Below are 15232 nucleotides of genomic sequence, written 5' to 3'. Positions count from 1 at the left end.
CTGTTGCGTTGTCCGTAAAGCAGATTTTGTTTCTTATATCATCTATTGCATCTCCAATACGAGAGAGAAAAAGAAAGAATACTGCAGATAAGAAGGAATAGATAGTTCCGGCAATTAATGTTCCCCAAAAAGTTGCAAAATTCCCATATACTGTAGTTATAATTGCCATAATTAGGGAAACAAAGATACCGAAGCAGAAGACTATGATAGCAAGCCATTCAAACACTCTACATACAAAGTTTAAATCGAATCTTTTCATGAATTCCATAATGAAATCTCCTTGTCTTTATGTTTGTTAATAGTAATACTCTGCAAATATAAACATATTTCTTCTATTAAACAAATTTCTCATTCGTTTTCCTGTTTAACGACTATATCTCGTGTTTGGGAACAATAGGGATTTCCCTACAAGCGCATAGGGAAAAAGAATTGGAGGTTGGAATACTTTATGTTAATTTTGTATTATCAGAACAGACTGAAAATATTAAATCAATATGACAATGAATACAATTAAAAACCTTTCTTTGTTAGTCATGTTAACCATGATGCTAAGCTCCTGTGGTGTACTGTTATGTCCACCCATACAAGAGCGAGCACAAAGCATTAAAGCGGGAATGACAAGCCAAGAAGTGAGAAACATTCTCGGCAGTAATTTCTATCTAAGTTTTCATGATAATAGCGAGACATGGGAGTATCGCACCATCCCGTTATACCATGACTATAGTGTGATAAAAATAGAGTTTAAGGAAGGGCAAGTTGTTCGTATGGATTCATATATGGAGGTGACTCCGGTGATTGAGGAAAAACCGAAAAAAGCAGAAAAGTAAGGTTGTGTTGCATGAAAATTCTGATGTGAAAATATCATGATTAAACGAAAATTGATGTATCTTTGCAGAGACTCATAAACACCACCTGCTATCAAGTTGAAGCAGTGCTTGCAAAAAACATAGGTATCAAATGAATGAAACAAAACGATTGGAACGACGTCAGAACCTGATGAGCAATAAGGCTTATAGGATCATGACCATTCTCACACGCTATCTGGATCGCTATTATCTGGATGCCATCATTGGACTAATTCCGGGGTGGGGCGATGTCGTAGCACTTGTTTCCGTGTTGCCGTTTGTCTATTTCTCACTTTTCATTGTCAAGAGCATCCCGCTGACGTTGGCTGTTCTGAACAATGCCCTCAGAGATGTTCTCTTAGGCATGATACCGTTCTTTATTGGCGATGTTATAGACATCTTTCATTGTGCCAACACAAAGAACCTGAACATGATTCAGGGTTTTGTTGATGGCGATGAGACAGTCATCAAGCAAGTCAACCAGCGTGCGCTGCAGTCGGTTGTCGTCCTTCTGTTTCTCTTGCTCCTCATTGTACTGATGATGTGGGTGCTGATCTCATTTGGCGCTTATCTATATTCGCTCATCGCTTCTGTTCTTGCTTGATTTGGGTAATTCCTGTATAAGTAGTGTTCATGGCTGATATGTGTTAGGCTTTTGCTGGTTGATCACACCTCAATCGTGTCGCCCTCTCTGCTGATAGGCCAGAAAGCAACATCTTTCTCATTGGTAAACTCCTTCATGCGCCAAGCTGACTCAAAACCACAGGCTACGAAGTGCATGGGAACAAGGAGTCCAACTTTGAAGCGATCTGTGAATTGTCGGGCACCGAGGGTATAGCCATTACCAATACGTCCGTCAACAGGAAACATCACCACATCGAAGCTATCCGTTATCTTGCGGATGTCCTTCAGTTCACCCAGGTATTGTTTCTCGTGAGCTATCGGGTCTATCTCCTCATCAAACTCCTCACTATAGATGGTTTCTCCAGGTTTAGCATCCTGCAGGAATCTCGCGTACCAGTTGTTCAGGTCGCCTGCATGGAAGATGCGTTTTCCTTCTGTTTCTATAATCCAAGACACGCCGCTGTCTGTGCTGCCTGATGCCCATACAGACAAAGTGCCGTCTGTCCATGTTCCGCCCTTTGCCAGCCATACGTCAGCATCTTCCTTCTGGGCTCTTCGATGTCTATATATGTCCTTAGATAATATATAGATGATGTCTTGGCGCTGTTTTCTCCACTCGAAGATTGTTCTGTTGAAGTGGTCTTCGTGAAAGTGACTGGAGAACACATAGATGTTTTTCTCTTTCTTAAGAAATGGAGCGACAACATTTTTGGGGTCCATCCAATAGTCGAATAGCAGGATGGACTTTTCTGCTTCAAGGACGAAACAACTATGAAAAACGTAGGTTAGTTTCATTCAAAAAATTACCTAAACACATTTAAAACTCGGTGCAAAGTTACCACAAAATATGGTAAAATTAGTATCTTTGCAGAGATATTTGGAACTATTCGCATCTATATAAAATATAATTTTCAAAAGATAATGATAGAAAAGAGAATAACCTCCGCACAAGCAGATAACATACAGATTAAACAAATCTATGAAACGGCATTCCCTGAGAACGAACGGATTCCTTGGGAACACCTCGTTAGGCTCATTGACGAGATGCATCTCGACTTTACCGTTTATGAGGATAACAACCAGCCAGTTGGATTCACCATTGTTTATCCAAGACCAAAAGCCAACTGGTTCTGGTACTTTGCTGTGAAAGAAGAACTGAGAGGTCGAGGACTTGGTCAGCAAATACTCAATCTGCTGATAAAGAAATATGCGGGTCAAACGAATGTTCTGGATATGGAGAGTCCTAGCCAGAATCCTTGTCCCAATCCTGAACAAAGAAGCCGTCGGCACAGCTTTTACCTGCGCAACGGCTTCCGTGACAGTCGTCTCTTCAAGACCTACGAAAATATAGAAATGACCATCATGATGGTGGGGCCTGGAGAGTTTACCATGGCCGACTGGGACCAGATGACCGATGAGCTTCGCCAGCATTGGACGTGGGATTAGTCCCAGCTTTCGGAATCATGACTTCTCTATATCGACATATTCTTTTTTCTTATAGCTTCATGATACGTTTCAATATGAGGTATCAATATGAGGAACTTGATTATTACAAAAGAGAAAGCCCCAACCTGTTCATGACAAGTTGAGGCTTTTTTGGAGTAATACGATCTAATTACGATACCTCGATGGCTTTCGTTACTTTCTCCTTCGGTTCGGTCTTCGGCATCGTGATGGTCAAGATGCCATCTTCCACCTTGGCAGAAATCTTATCACGCACAACATCGTCAGGCAGCGTGTAACTCTGTTCATAGTTAGAGTAGCTGAACTCACGACGCAGATAGTGGCGGTGGCTATCTTCGTGCTTGTGCTCTTGCTTGTTCTCAATGGCGATGGTGAGGTTGCCCTCATCGTTGATGCCTACGCGGCAATATTCTTTCTTAATGCCAGGAGCTGCAAGTTCCATGATGTAGCTCTTGTCGTTCTCCTTGACATTGACTGCAGGTGCTGTACTGTTGGCACGAGGCATCCAATCATTGTTCAAGAAATCCTCAAATACTGTTGGCATCCAACTGTTCTGAAACATTACTGGTAACATAATCAATACCTCCTAATTATATTTTAGTTTAACATGTTTTGTTGTTGTGATTGCCTCGGCTTTCGCTCCGGTTTTCATCAAAGGTGGTGCAAAGTGTGTGCCCGAGGCAGCAGGGCGGGGCAAGGCAGTGGAAGACTTGCCAAACTGGCACGGAATTTAAACTCGGTTAAACAATGCTGACAATTCTTTAAACTCCCTTAAACATTGACTGAAAGTTTGTCATGTCCGACTGATTGTTGACTGTAATCGACGCTATTCTGCGTAATAATTACTATCTTTGCATGGAAATTTGGTTCTAGTAATAATAAATACCCATCACAATACCACGATATGAGTGAGTTCAGAGATATGAGACGCAAGCGTCAGCAACTGGCCGACGCAGACTGTATTGCCATTCTGCAGAAGGCAACGGCAGGCACATTAGCTTTGTTGGGCGACAACGACTATCCCTATGCCGTCCCCATTAGCTATGTCTATGACGGAGGCAAACTATATTTTCATAGTGCAGTGGCGGGCCATAAGGTGGATGCCATCCGCAGGTGCAACAAGGCCTCTTTCTGCGTCATAGACCAGGACGACGTGAGACCCGAGAAGTACACCACCTACTTTCGTAGCGTGATAGCCTTTGGCAGAATCCGAATTGTGGAGGATGATGCAGAGAAGGTTGCCATCATGCGTATGTTGGGCAATCGCTATAATCCCCATCATGATGAAGCTCTGCAGAAAGAAATGGAAAGTGGCCTCGCTCATATGTTGGCTATCCGTTTTGATATTGAACATCTGACTGGCAAAGAGGCGATTGAACTGGTTAGGCAGAGAGCAGAGCATCAATCCTGAGCAAGAAGACTTTTGGGATGATTTTGGTGATTTTCAGAAAGCAATAACAATTGGATATGACAGAGAAAGAGAAAATGCTGGCAGGCGAGATATACTCAGCCATTGATCCAGAAGTAGTGAAAGAGCTATCGGAAACGAGGGAGATCATCTTTGAATATAATTCGCTTCGCCCTTCTGAAACGCGGCGGATGAAGGAGATCATTAAGAACCTGTTCGGTCATGTCGGCGACGATCATTTCCTTATCAACCAACCTTTCCGCTGTGACTATGGCAAACAGATTAGCATTGGTAAGCGCTTCTTTGCCAACTTCAATTTTACGGTCCTTGACGAGGCGCCTGTCACAATTGGCGACGACTGTTTCATTGGTCCTAACGTCAGCATCTACACTGCTTGTCACAGCACCGACCCTGTGGAGCGAAACAGTCGTCAGGAATGGGCAAAGTCTGTCACTATAGGCAACAATGTGTGGATAGGCGGCAGCGTAACAATATTGCCAGGAGTATCTATCGGTGATAATGTCTCAATAGGTGCAGGTTCAGTGGTGGTAAAGGATATACCATCGAATACTGTCGCCGTAGGTAATCCTTGCAAGGTTATAAAGAATATTTGACAGGCTACGACTCCATCTGGCACATGCAGGACGAACTCCAAACGGTCTTCTATCTGCATCTGCAGATTCTCTTCGTCATGCAGTTCTGTAATGTCTATCAATAATAACAATTAAAACTGTTTGTAAAAGTATCACAAGATGCGGTATAATCAGTATCTTTGCATTGTATTTTGAGAATTATTAGAAATCGATATTAGTAAATAGACTTCATACCATTATTATTAGAAACTAGTTGTTGTTTATTATGGAAATCAAGGAATTATTGAATAAGACAGATCGTTTTGCTGCAAATACTGGCTGCCAGATAACAGAGGTGAACGAAAGGCATGCCGTTGCCGTGATGACAGTCACCAATGCTCATCTCAACGGCGGGAATGTGTGTCAGGGTGGGGCACTCTTTACGTTGGCTGACTTGGCCATTGCTGCATTGATGAATGCCTCCGGCCGTCTTACCTTTGGCATCAGCAACTCAATCATGTTTGTTGCTTCTGCACATGAAGACGACGTCCTCCGTGCTGAAGCCGTCTTTGTGTCTGACCATCATAAGATTCCCGCTGTAGAAGTCTGCGTGACAAATCAGGACGATGTTCTCATCTGTCATGTCACCGGCATGGGATACCGCAAGAATGTTCCTCTACCACAATCTTGCTGGGGCAAAAACACATAATTATGACCGATTTTTCGTACTTTTGCAGCGAAATAACAAGCTAATGTCGCTAAAAGATTTACTTCAATCCGCCAATACTGAGCAATATAACGACTCCCCGCTATTCATGCAGCTCAGCCAGACCAAGCCCGAATATGGCATGAATCACCATATTCAGGTGGCTCTCTCTGATGGTGGCAAGATTACCGTCACTAATTGTCACGTGGGCTCGTTGGGTGACATCCTCACATATCCCATCGATGTGGACCAAAATCTCAACATCTCCAAAACACAGTTGCTGGATGCCATCTTGAAAGAAATGGAGAACGATGGTTTCACCGCTTCCGAACAAGAGAACTTCTGGGACAACTTCGACAACCTTCAGAAAGCAAAAATCATTAGATAGATATGGAAAAGAACTGGTATAGCCGCACAGAAATTAGTCCTGAGGTACAGATGATAATGGCCAAGACTTCGGTTTCAATCAAACAGATGAATAGTCTAACACTGATAGACTTCAAGGAGAAAGAAACACTCATTCGTGAGCTATTTGGATCTGTAGGAAGCGCACCCTTTGTGGGCGATAATTTCCATTGCGATTTCGGACAGAATATTCATGTGGGTGATAACTTCCATGCCGATTATAATTGTACGATGCTTGACCTGGCGGAAATACGTATTGGAGACAACTGTCTGATAGGCCCAGATGTTGGTATCTATACCGCGGGACACCGTCTGGAGCCTGAGGGGCGTGTGCTTGATGTTTACGGTAGCCCTATTACAATAGGTAACGATGTTTGGATTGGCGGACATTCCACTATTTTATCGGGTGTCACCATCGGCGACGGTGCTGTTATAGCAGCAGGTTCTGTGGTGACCAATGACGTGGCTCCCAGAACACTCGTAGCTGGCAACCCCGCCATATTCAAGAAGAATATAAAATAACGAATTGAATGAATCTCCCAAAGTTTATTATCACAATGGACGGTGTTTTCCGTCTGGGAATGGTTGACCAGCACAGACACCTACTGAAGTCTGGCGACCAGTGCATTGGTGGTGGCTACTACGCTTTCGACTTTGTATCAAACCGCATTATCCTAGATAGAGAGTCGTACGACTTCGGACGTCCCAAGTGGCACCTGTTGGACACGCTGAAGGTGCCATCGACGTATCGCGGCCTTCGTATCTTCTACAAATACGACGATGGCTTTCATGACGATCTCAATGTGAGTGAGCTGCTGAAAATAGAATATTATGACTGACTAGGATACCGCTATAAAAATCGAAAGGATTATCACGTAGAGCAGAGTTTTACGTAATAATTAAGGTGACTCATAAGAGTAAATTTGTTAGCGCTACATCACAGAGTAGGAGGCACAGGTACCGTCTGATCCTAAAGAAACAAAAAATAGATCAGCAATAAGTAATGTATTACAAACTTTTTGTATCTTTGCAGCACTAACTTTTGAATTATTTTTTGGAAATCATCCACTCCCTGCAGTCCTACGAACTCCAGCTACTCTCTGACATCCAAGTAAACCATCAATGCTACTACGACTTGGTCACCATCATCCGCGAACATCCTGACGTATTCCTCGCCTGGCATTCCTCCTCCGTCGCAGATCTTTACACTCCAAAAACATTCCAAAACAAAAAAATCATCCGCTTATTGGTTTTAAGCGGATTTTTTTTTTATATTTGCATCCAAAATCAATAACTCATTCAAATATGAAAAAAAGAATCATACATATCCTAATACTATTTTTATTTACTATCATATTCTGCTGCTGTAGTCATGTCTCAAATAATAGTCGGGATATTGAGTTTATGGAGATTCCTATAAAAGGAGATGTTTATTCATTTGGAAGCAAATTAGAGAAAAAAGGTTATCAATTCTATGATGAAGACAAAATATATTGTCAACTTATATATTATGGTAATTACTTAAACAAGAAAGCCACCATACGACTTGATTATGAAGAGGAATCAAAAGAAATAAAAAGCGCAAGAGTAATCTTTCACAAGGATATACCATCCGCATCTGCATTAATAAATGAATACACAGAAAAGTATGGAGAGTGCAAAATGGAGCCCAAATATGGTTTCGTATATTATACATGGGTCCTGGATGGAGGGAAACTGGTAATTGGTACTTGTGATTCACCTATCTTATCTATAGAATATCATAGAGAATGATTGATTATATTGAGCTACTTGGCCTAGCTGCCATTGAAGACGCACAGCGCGAACAAGAGGAGGAAGAGCGCCTCGAAGAAGAATGTCGCGAAAGAGAAGAGCGTCATCGTGAGCGAGTTGATCGCATCATGCAAGAACGTGCCGACCGCGGCTACAGTCGAGGTTACGGCTATGACTATGGAATCGGAAGTGAAATAGAATTAGAAGAATCAGAATAGATATTCTGTGTTACTATTTACACTCTGGTAATTGCTTATATATATTTTTTCTTTGCAAATAATATTGATCTTAAAAACCCAAATATGAAAAAGTTACTACTATCCTTGGTAATGATATTACCGCTGTTTACTCAGGCTCAAAGCCTGAAGAAAGGTTATCACGGAATGGTTGATATTGGCTATTGCTATTATATTAGCCAAATCGACCCATCTACAGTTGAGATTACCACGTCACATGGTTACCAGTTCAATCCTTATATCTATCTGGGTGCTGGTCTTGGATTTGATTTTACTGGAGAATGTAAATGGGGAGAAGTAGGAGGACATCCATATAACAAAAGAGACTCCAAAGTTGATATTCCTCTCTTTTTTAATGCAAGAGCAAACTTTACTAAAACAAAATTTAGTCCCTTTGCAGACGTTCGGATAGGATCGTATGTAAACAACGACGGTAACATATACGCAAATCTTGCGTTAGGCGCAAGATATGGTATTAGTGAAGATTTAGGATTATCTTTATCTGTAGGATATGAAATAAGGAAACTGACAGTTCAGCAAATCAACATGACTACAGGAACAAAGTACAACAACTATAAGTCTGAGTTCTACTATACTGATAGAACAGGGCAAAATGTTGATGGGTTCGTATTTAAAGTTGGAATAAATTTTTAAACGCTCAAAAATGGTTCATATTATGAAGAGGTTCCTGAAATTGGCATTACCAATTATGCTTATGCCATTTATGTATTGTGGATGTGGCGACGAAGATGAGAAAGATAAAAGTCCAGTTTATACCGACATTACAAAAGCCGAACTGGAATCTGTCCCATCTTTTAAATACGATGATCTATATATTAAGTTCAGAAACGGACTGTTAATCACACAACAAGTCGTTGGTTCTATGCTATGCAACCAGGACACAATGACTTATATTCTATCGGGTTCAAGCATTGATGTCACCTTTGTCATCTACGGAACTCCTACGCAGTATAAAGGTACGATTCAGAAGATTACCCAAGAAGGTGTACCCAATAAATTATACCTACAATTAGACCGAAGCAAGCAAGTAGGTATATGGCTAAGTAATACTTATGAATGGTGTAATACTGACTTTTAAGCAGAAGAAGATATGAAACAGTTCAAGTTTATGAGCTTTTTGCTCACATTTCTGAGTGTCTCCTTTGTTTTTGTTGCTTGCAAACAGCAAGATAAGTCTCAAATGCTTGTCGGCGAGTGGAAATACAAAAACACGATTACAGCTCAGCATGAGGTATGGGAAAAGCCAAATGAAACCATTACACACGAAAAATCAATAAAATTTGATGGTGATGGTAAAGTACTGTACCGTCACAAATCCACTAGCCAGTATGTTTCTGGGCCACACCAATATGAGACCTTCGGAAATGTTATGGAAAAACAAGGTACATATCAAATCAAAGATAATGATATTACGATTGTATTTGACCACAATTCCATAAAGCATGAAACATTTGGCAATGACCCATATAAAAAAGAAAGTATTTTCCCTACTGCTACTATAAAAGCAACAGAGGATGAGAAGCTTGTCTATTCCATTCAGTCTTTAACAGCTAAAGACCTCAAAATTAGCTATAAAAACGGCAATACAGGATTTGGACTAGAAAATGAATGGCATAAATAGAATTCGAATTTGTATTCTGAAGAGTTTTACAACAAATGAGTATTTAATTCACTAATCTAAAAACAACATAATTATGAAAAAAGCCACATTAATCGGTCTAGTAGGGGTTATAATTATAACCTTACTACAAGTTTTTTATCTCATTCGGAATCTAACGGAAGACTACTCTATTCCAGCAGAATACATCATCCAAAACATCATTGGCTTAGCAGGATGGTGCGGTATATCATATTTCTTTATTGAACTTTATAAAAGACAGAAATAACATGGAAAATAATAATATAATGAATGATATGGGCTTCGACATTAAAGAAGAATCGAAATCCCAGGAGCAAACTGCTCAAGAAATTGATAACAATAGCGCAGAAAACACGCTTATTACGATAGCTACAATCACACTGGTAATTGGAATAATAGCTGCAGTAGTAATGCTCTTTACCGTTTGCTTTGTTCCAAAATACGGAGACCACGGAAGGACCGTTTTTAATCCTACTGGATTTGGAATGACTTGCGGTGTAGTTATTTCAACGTTAATATCATGGGCTGCACTTAAAGTATTTGCAAACATATCAATTACTTTAAAACAAATAAAAGCCAAGCTTTCTAAATAAGCATTGTCTTTTCTCATTATCAACTGCTTCTGTACCTTTGCGGTATGGAAGCAGTTTTTAATATCTCATTGCCTACAAGTTGGGCCGAATTGACAGACGAGCAGCTGCTCATGGTATATCACCTATTCGCACGCGACTTGTCAGCTGCGGAGGTCAAGACCCTCTGCCTCATGAAGTGGAACGGCCTGAAGGTGCTGGCCACTCTGCCCGAAACCACATGACTATTAATCATCGCGTCTCATCATAGGTTATGGTCTGGAATAGTCAACTCTTAATAAAGTGGTTTTACCACTTCCACTCTCAATCCAAGTGCATTGATGATACGATAGAACACTCCAACACTGGGAACGATGACACCATTCTCAATCTTAGAGATATATGACTTTGTGGTGTTAGTACGACGTGCCAACTCCTCCTGAGTCACTTTTGCCTCCTTTCTTGCATCCTGGAGTATCTGACCAGAATAGAAAGAATAAGCAGCTTCTTCTGCTTGTATACGCTCGGGGGTTCCCTCCTTGCCAAACTTCTCGTCAAGCACGAGATCGTAGTCAACGATTTTGTGATTGTTTGTCTGCATAATATGCCTCCTTAATTTTTATTGCTTTTTCTATTTCATTTGCTGGCGTTTTCTGGGTTTTCTTTTGAAAGCCATTGAACAGTACTACTATCTGTCCGTCATCAAAGATAAAGAATACACGGTAGATGTTACCGCCATATGTAAGTATCTTACGCTTCATGGGTGCAAAGATACAAAAGTTGTCGTATCCTACAACTTTTTATGATATTTTTTTATAATAAAAAAAGAGAGGTTTAAACCTCTCTTTGTGATTCCGGCGAATTGACTTTGTCGAACCCTTAGCCCTGCCACGGGCTAATGGTTACAAAAAGCAAAAAAATAACGAGCTAAAGTAAAACTTTGCTCGCTATTCCATGCTTTTTGTGATTCCGGCGGGATTCAACCCCCGTCTGTATATCAGTTCGTTAGAAGATAAATTGCTACCTTTTCGACCGTGGTAGCAAACCACTTCTTTTCTCCGATTTGCAGTTCGTTTAGGGGTGACGCTTTACCCCTTTGTCCACTTAACTAACTTAGTTAGCTGTAAGACAATGCATAGATAGCCATTATTTTTGTTACCCCCAAATTATGAACGTTCAAATTGTTGGTTAAAACTATCTTTTTCTAAATTATTGAACCATATTCAAGAAAAAGTCGTATCTTTGCAAACGAAATAATATAATACGTAGTTATGGAAATTACAAAAGAGAACGCAATAAGTGCCTTAAAGAAGGCATTAGAGCATAAGAAAGAGGCCAAAAAGAAATTTGAAAAATGGCTACAGGAGAAAGGCGTTGAAGGAAAAGTCGTAGCATTATGATTGACTTCTCCTTACAACACATTCTCCAACACGCACCTTACGACATCACACTGTCTGAGGCTGGTTTTATTTTCCTAACAGATAACGGTATCCATTACCGAGTAAGTTTCGATGAGGAGGATATCGTACTTGGTGGTTGCAAGACCTACCAATTCATCCTTCAGAATGTAGAGCATGCTCGTGCTCCACACGATCCAAAGATTGAAGCCACTGTTCTTGCTATCATTGATGAGTTTTTCCGTTCAAACCAACATATTTTATTGTACGTATGCGATACTAGTGATGGTAAAGAAAGCGGGCGCAACAGGCTCTTTCTGCGTTGGTTTGAGCGTCATGCAAGCCCTGAGCAATTTACTATTTGCACTGCAAAAGCAGAGGTAGAAGGAGAAATGGTATATATTGCCATTATCGTTGATAATCACAATCCCAACTTACAGGCAATCACCAAGGACTTTAACGAAACTGCTACTGCGTTGACAGATAAGCCAGAATAACTGGATTGTATATATTGAGGCTGTAATATGTCTCTCTCACTTATAATTATAGGCTACTCTAAAAAAGGGTAGTCTTTATTTATGAACTCTGTGATTTAAGCGGAGTTGACTTTGTCGAACCCTTAGCCCTGCCACGGGCTAATGGTTACAAAAAGAAAAAAATAACGAGCTAAAGTAAAACTTCGCTCGCTATTCCTTGCTTTTTGTGATTCCGGCGGGATTCAAACCCACAACCTTCTGATCCGTAGTCAGATGCTCTATTCAGTTGAGCTACGGAACCAACGTTCCATTGAACAAATGCAAAACTAAAGAAGTGATTCCGGCGGGATTCAAACCCACAACCTTCTGATCCGTAGTCAGATGCTCTATTCAGTTGAGCTACGGAACCCTGTTCCTTATTTGCGGGTGCAAAGGTAAGCGTTTTTTTTTGGCATTACCAAATGTTTTGCCCAACTTTTTTCAAAAAATTGCTATTTTTGTAGAAAACGGGCAAATTCGCTCTCGAAATTGGGGGTAAAGACGCCTTTACCTATGGCATTCTTGATTTCTTCTATGCGCCAAAAGCGCCCACCGTCGAGCTCTGATATTGATGGGGTGATAGCTCCATCGTAGATCGTACAATTGACGTAAACCAATTCACGTTCTCTGCTACTCTCGAACACATATTGGCCTATCCGTTGTGGGATGAAGTCGTCAATGCCCAGTTCTTCGCTGACTTCACGCTTGAGCGCCTGTTCAGGTGTTTCACCAAAGTCAATGTGTCCACCGACGGCGGTATCCCATTTGTCGGGTTGTATGTCTTTCCATGCGGGTCTTTTCTGCAGATACAGTTCGCCTTTAGAATTGAACACATGAAGATGTACCACAGGGTGCAGTAATTTAGAACCGTTATGGCACTCGCCTCGGGTGGCTTTACCTATGACTGTTCCGACCTCGTCAACCAGTGGGAATAGCTCTTTACTGTTATCCATCAATTTTTGTTGTTTATGAAAAGCTTAGTTTCTCCAACCGCTGTCGCAACTGTTCAGCCTCGGATTGGCGGATGGACAGTTTGATCTGGCAGGTGTTCTCATAGGTCTGCGAGATAATGCGCGGTTGCATCTCTTTAACGATGCGCATCACGTCGTTCATCATGACATAGGGGAAATCGTAGGTGATGACCTCTTCCACCTGTCTTGTCTCCACCTCGGCATGCGCGATAGCATCTGCCGCAGCTTCGCGATAGGCAATGATGAGACCGCTGGTGCCCAGGTTGACACCGCCATAATAGCGAACAACAATGATGAGGATGTCGGTCAGCTCGTTGGAGTTGATCTGTCCCAGGATGGGCTTACCTGCGGTGCTCGAAGGCTCACCGTCGTCGTTAGCTCGGAACTCCTCTCTGGCAGCCCCCAACATGTAGGCATAGCAAACGTGACGGGCATCGTAGTATTTCTTGCGATACTGCGCAATCAACTCCTTGACCTCATCGATAGATTCTACGTGATGTGCAAAAGCGAGGAATTTGCTCCGCTTCTCAGAGTAAAATCCCTCGCTCGTATTTTTTATTGTCTTGAATTCGTCTGACATAGAAAAACAGGACAATCTTTTGATCTTAAGAAAGTTTGTGAATGACCAGACCCGAGCGCAGCTTGGGCTCGAACCATGTAGCCTTTGGCGGCATAATCTTGCCAGAGTCGGCAATGTCCATGATTTGCTTCATGGATACAGGATAGAGAGCCAGTGCGGCGCGCATCTCACCAGAGTCAACACGACGCTTCAGTTCGCCCAGTCCGCGCAGTCCACCCACGAAGTCGATGCGCTGAGAAGAGCGCAGGTCGCCAATGTTCAGTATCTCATCGAGGATCAGTCGGCTCGAGATATCTACGTCGAGCACGCCAATGGGGTCGTTGTTGTCGTAGGTGCCCTCTTTGGCTTTCAGGCTGTACCAATGTTCGTCTAAGTATAGAGAGAACTCATGAATCTCTGCAGGCTTATAGATTTCTGTGCCCTTATCCACTACGTCGAAGTTCTTCTGTAGGGCTGCGAGGAACTGTTCGCTGCTGAGACCATTCAAATCCTTCACCACACGGTTATAGTCCAAGATGGTGAGCTGTGAGGCCTGGAAGCATACAGCCATGAAGAAATTGTACTCTTCATCGCCACGATGGTTGGGGTTCTGTTTCTGCTTCTCCTGACCGACCAAGGCGGCAGCGGCCGAACGGTGGTGGCCATCGGCAATATACATTGAAGGCATCTTGGCGAACTCGGCTGTGATGGTCTGCATGTCTTTCTCGTCGCTGATCACCCAGAACTGATGGCGGAAACCATCGATGGGGGCCACGAAGTCGTACTCGGGCTTGGTGGCAGCATAGCGCATAATCAGCTCGTTGAGCACCGCATTATCGGGATAGGCAAAGAACACCGGTTCGATGTTGGCATTGTTCACACGAACGTGCTTCATACGGTCTTCCTCCTTGTCGCGACGGGTCAGCTCGTGCTTCTTGATGCGACCAGCCATATAGTCGTCGGTATGAGCACATACCACCAGTCCGTACTGTGTTTTTGCATTTGGCGTATCAGGACACATGGTCTGTGCATATATATAATAATGTTCCTGCTCGTCCTGTATCAGCCATCCCTTGTCCTGGAACTTCTGAAAGTTCTCGGCAGCCTTTTCATAGACTTTAGGGTCGTACTCGCTGGTGCCTGCGGGAAAGTCAATCTCTGGTTTGATGATATGGTAAAGGCTCTTCTCGTTGTTGCCTGCCTCAGCGCGGGCTTCTTCAGAATCCAACACGTCGTAGGGGCGGCTCTCTACTTGCTCTACAAGTTCTTTGGGTGGACGTATGCCACGAAATGGTTTTACTATTGCCATAGGTTTAATTTTGAAGTTTGGTTATGGACTGCAAAGGTAAGCATAAAAAAACGAAAAAGCAAAGAAAATATTCATTTCTTTCCTTTGTTAATCAAATAGATGCCAATGGTGGTGAGCGATGCTGCCAGAGTCTTGAATTGGCATTTCCAGAGTCTGAAGGGGGGCGTTTTAAAGTCTAAAAGCACGTATTCTAAAGTCTTGAAGAGGCGTTTCTAAAGT

General features: G+C 42.1%; 25 protein-coding genes, 2 tRNA genes and 3 pseudogenes. 21 read left to right on the top strand and 9 right to left on the bottom strand.

Annotation, left to right across the window (positions count from 1 at the left end; translation table 11 throughout):
* The first annotated feature begins 500 nt into the window (after positions 1-500).
* Both L6472_RS08060 and L6472_RS08055 read left to right on the top strand, forming a co-directional pair.
* Positions 501-827, top strand: coding sequence for an outer membrane protein assembly factor BamE (locus L6472_RS08060; RefSeq protein ID WP_237803985.1), 327 nt, complete (start codon positions 501-503; stop codon positions 825-827).
* A gap of 130 nt (positions 828-957) precedes the next feature.
* Positions 958-1449: a DUF4112 domain-containing protein gene (locus tag L6472_RS08055; protein ID WP_237803983.1), complete on the top strand. Its 492-nt coding sequence runs from the start codon at positions 958-960 to the stop codon at positions 1447-1449.
* 62 nt (positions 1450-1511) lie between these two features.
* Here L6472_RS08055 and L6472_RS08050 read toward each other — a convergent pair whose 3' ends face one another.
* Positions 1512-2264 carry an MBL fold metallo-hydrolase gene (locus tag L6472_RS08050; protein WP_237803981.1) on the bottom strand — a complete coding sequence of 251 codons (753 nt, stop codon included), beginning with the start codon at positions 2262-2264 and terminating at the stop codon, positions 1512-1514.
* Between the two features lie 126 nt (positions 2265-2390).
* Between L6472_RS08050 and L6472_RS08045 the strand changes: the two genes are divergently transcribed.
* Positions 2391-2915 (top strand): GNAT family N-acetyltransferase, encoded by a 525-nt coding sequence (locus tag L6472_RS08045; RefSeq protein WP_237803979.1) that lies wholly within the window; start codon positions 2391-2393, stop codon positions 2913-2915.
* 169 nt (positions 2916-3084) lie between these two features.
* On the opposite strand, the gene L6472_RS08040 is transcribed toward L6472_RS08045, so the two are convergent.
* Positions 3085-3507 (bottom strand): Hsp20/alpha crystallin family protein, encoded by a 423-nt coding sequence (locus tag L6472_RS08040; RefSeq protein ID WP_370640834.1) that lies wholly within the window; start codon positions 3505-3507, stop codon positions 3085-3087.
* A gap of 330 nt (positions 3508-3837) precedes the next feature.
* Here L6472_RS08040 and L6472_RS08035 point away from each other — a divergent pair, with 330 nt between their 5' ends.
* From L6472_RS08035 to L6472_RS07970, 16 genes and pseudogenes are all read left to right on the top strand, one after another.
* Positions 3838-4344 (top strand): NimIJ family nitroimidazole resistance protein, encoded by a 507-nt coding sequence (locus tag L6472_RS08035; protein ID WP_237803975.1) that lies wholly within the window; start codon positions 3838-3840, stop codon positions 4342-4344.
* A 56-nt stretch (positions 4345-4400) separates the two neighbouring features.
* Positions 4401-4955, top strand: coding sequence for a sugar O-acetyltransferase (locus L6472_RS08030; RefSeq protein WP_237803973.1), 555 nt, complete (start codon positions 4401-4403; stop codon positions 4953-4955).
* 244 nt (positions 4956-5199) lie between these two features.
* Complete coding sequence (locus tag L6472_RS08025) at positions 5200-5622, top strand: PaaI family thioesterase (protein ID WP_237803970.1); 423 nt, start codon at positions 5200-5202, stop codon at positions 5620-5622.
* Positions 5623-5665: 43 nt separating this feature from the next.
* Positions 5666-6007, top strand: a complete 342-nt coding sequence (locus tag L6472_RS08020; protein ID WP_237803967.1) for a hypothetical protein — start codon at positions 5666-5668, stop codon at positions 6005-6007.
* A gap of 2 nt (positions 6008-6009) precedes the next feature.
* A pseudogene (locus tag L6472_RS13645) lies at positions 6010-6318 on the top strand (sugar O-acetyltransferase); the annotation flags it as partial.
* A gap of 60 nt (positions 6319-6378) precedes the next feature.
* Positions 6379-6528: pseudogene (locus L6472_RS13640) on the top strand (DapH/DapD/GlmU-related protein); the annotation flags it as partial.
* A 26-nt stretch (positions 6529-6554) separates the two neighbouring features.
* On the top strand, positions 6555-6863 hold the full coding sequence (locus L6472_RS08010; protein WP_237803963.1) for a hypothetical protein: 309 nt from the start codon (positions 6555-6557) through the stop codon (positions 6861-6863).
* A gap of 203 nt (positions 6864-7066) precedes the next feature.
* Positions 7067-7318 carry a DUF6712 family protein gene (locus L6472_RS13635; protein WP_370640833.1) on the top strand — a complete coding sequence of 84 codons (252 nt, stop codon included), beginning with the start codon at positions 7067-7069 and terminating at the stop codon, positions 7316-7318.
* Positions 7319-7428: 110 nt separating this feature from the next.
* Positions 7429-7797 (top strand): hypothetical protein, encoded by a 369-nt coding sequence (locus tag L6472_RS08005; protein ID WP_237803960.1) that lies wholly within the window; start codon positions 7429-7431, stop codon positions 7795-7797.
* Positions 7794-8015, top strand: coding sequence for a hypothetical protein (locus L6472_RS08000; protein WP_237803958.1), 222 nt, complete (start codon positions 7794-7796; stop codon positions 8013-8015). The genes L6472_RS08005 and L6472_RS08000 overlap by 4 nt, the downstream gene beginning before the upstream one ends.
* An 84-nt stretch (positions 8016-8099) precedes the next feature.
* The gene (locus L6472_RS07995; protein ID WP_237803957.1) at positions 8100-8687 is read left to right on the top strand and encodes a hypothetical protein; all 588 of its coding nucleotides are present in this window, start codon (positions 8100-8102) and stop codon (positions 8685-8687) included.
* 22 nt (positions 8688-8709) lie between these two features.
* Positions 8710-9132, top strand: a complete 423-nt coding sequence (locus L6472_RS07990) for a hypothetical protein (RefSeq protein WP_237803955.1) — start codon at positions 8710-8712, stop codon at positions 9130-9132.
* Positions 9133-9144: 12 nt separating this feature from the next.
* On the top strand, positions 9145-9675 hold the full coding sequence (locus tag L6472_RS07985; RefSeq protein WP_237803953.1) for a hypothetical protein: 531 nt from the start codon (positions 9145-9147) through the stop codon (positions 9673-9675).
* Between the two features lie 73 nt (positions 9676-9748).
* Positions 9749-9940 (top strand): hypothetical protein, encoded by a 192-nt coding sequence (locus tag L6472_RS07980; protein ID WP_237803951.1) that lies wholly within the window; start codon positions 9749-9751, stop codon positions 9938-9940.
* A 1-nt stretch (position 9941) separates the two neighbouring features.
* Positions 9942-10286, top strand: coding sequence for a hypothetical protein (locus tag L6472_RS07975; RefSeq protein WP_237803949.1), 345 nt, complete (start codon positions 9942-9944; stop codon positions 10284-10286).
* A 44-nt stretch (positions 10287-10330) separates the two neighbouring features.
* Entirely contained in the window at positions 10331-10507 is a 177-nt protein-coding gene (locus tag L6472_RS07970; protein WP_237803946.1) for a hypothetical protein, read from the top strand.
* A gap of 50 nt (positions 10508-10557) precedes the next feature.
* On the opposite strand, the gene L6472_RS07965 is transcribed toward L6472_RS07970, so the two are convergent.
* Together L6472_RS07965 and L6472_RS07960 are read right to left on the bottom strand one after the other, a co-directional pair.
* Complete coding sequence (locus L6472_RS07965) at positions 10558-10863, bottom strand: helix-turn-helix domain-containing protein (RefSeq protein ID WP_091854463.1); 306 nt, start codon at positions 10861-10863, stop codon at positions 10558-10560.
* Positions 10835-11002, bottom strand: a pseudogene (locus tag L6472_RS07960) (type II toxin-antitoxin system RelE/ParE family toxin); the annotation flags it as partial. The pseudogene L6472_RS07960 and the gene L6472_RS07965, both read right to left, overlap by 29 nt.
* Before the next feature lie 531 nt (positions 11003-11533).
* Here L6472_RS07960 and L6472_RS13580 point away from each other — a divergent pair.
* Both L6472_RS13580 and L6472_RS07955 read left to right on the top strand, forming a co-directional pair.
* Complete coding sequence (locus tag L6472_RS13580; RefSeq protein WP_255399769.1) at positions 11534-11662, top strand: hypothetical protein; 129 nt, start codon at positions 11534-11536, stop codon at positions 11660-11662.
* Entirely contained in the window at positions 11659-12156 is a 498-nt protein-coding gene (locus L6472_RS07955) for a DUF6169 family protein (protein WP_237803944.1), read from the top strand. The genes L6472_RS13580 and L6472_RS07955 overlap by 4 nt, the downstream gene beginning before the upstream one ends.
* A 206-nt stretch (positions 12157-12362) precedes the next feature.
* Here L6472_RS07955 and L6472_RS07950 read toward each other — a convergent pair.
* From L6472_RS07950 to L6472_RS07930, 5 genes are all read right to left on the bottom strand, one after another.
* Positions 12363-12436, bottom strand: a tRNA-Arg gene (locus L6472_RS07950).
* A gap of 34 nt (positions 12437-12470) precedes the next feature.
* A tRNA-Arg gene (locus L6472_RS07945) sits at positions 12471-12544 on the bottom strand.
* An 82-nt stretch (positions 12545-12626) separates the two neighbouring features.
* On the bottom strand, positions 12627-13127 hold the full coding sequence (locus tag L6472_RS07940) for an NUDIX domain-containing protein (RefSeq protein WP_237803942.1): 501 nt from the start codon (positions 13125-13127) through the stop codon (positions 12627-12629).
* Between the two features lie 13 nt (positions 13128-13140).
* Positions 13141-13725 (bottom strand): YigZ family protein, encoded by a 585-nt coding sequence (locus L6472_RS07935; RefSeq protein ID WP_237803940.1) that lies wholly within the window; start codon positions 13723-13725, stop codon positions 13141-13143.
* Positions 13726-13750: 25 nt separating this feature from the next.
* The gene (locus tag L6472_RS07930; protein WP_237803938.1) at positions 13751-15013 is read right to left on the bottom strand and encodes a DUF1015 domain-containing protein; all 1263 of its coding nucleotides are present in this window, start codon (positions 15011-15013) and stop codon (positions 13751-13753) included.
* Positions 15014-15232 lie beyond the last annotated feature (219 nt).

Source organism: Prevotella sp. E13-17, assembly GCF_022024035.1.
GTDB lineage: Bacteria > Bacteroidota > Bacteroidia > Bacteroidales > Bacteroidaceae > Prevotella.
Note: the sequence above shows the minus strand (reverse complement) of the source record. Positions and strands in the feature narration are given on the sequence as shown.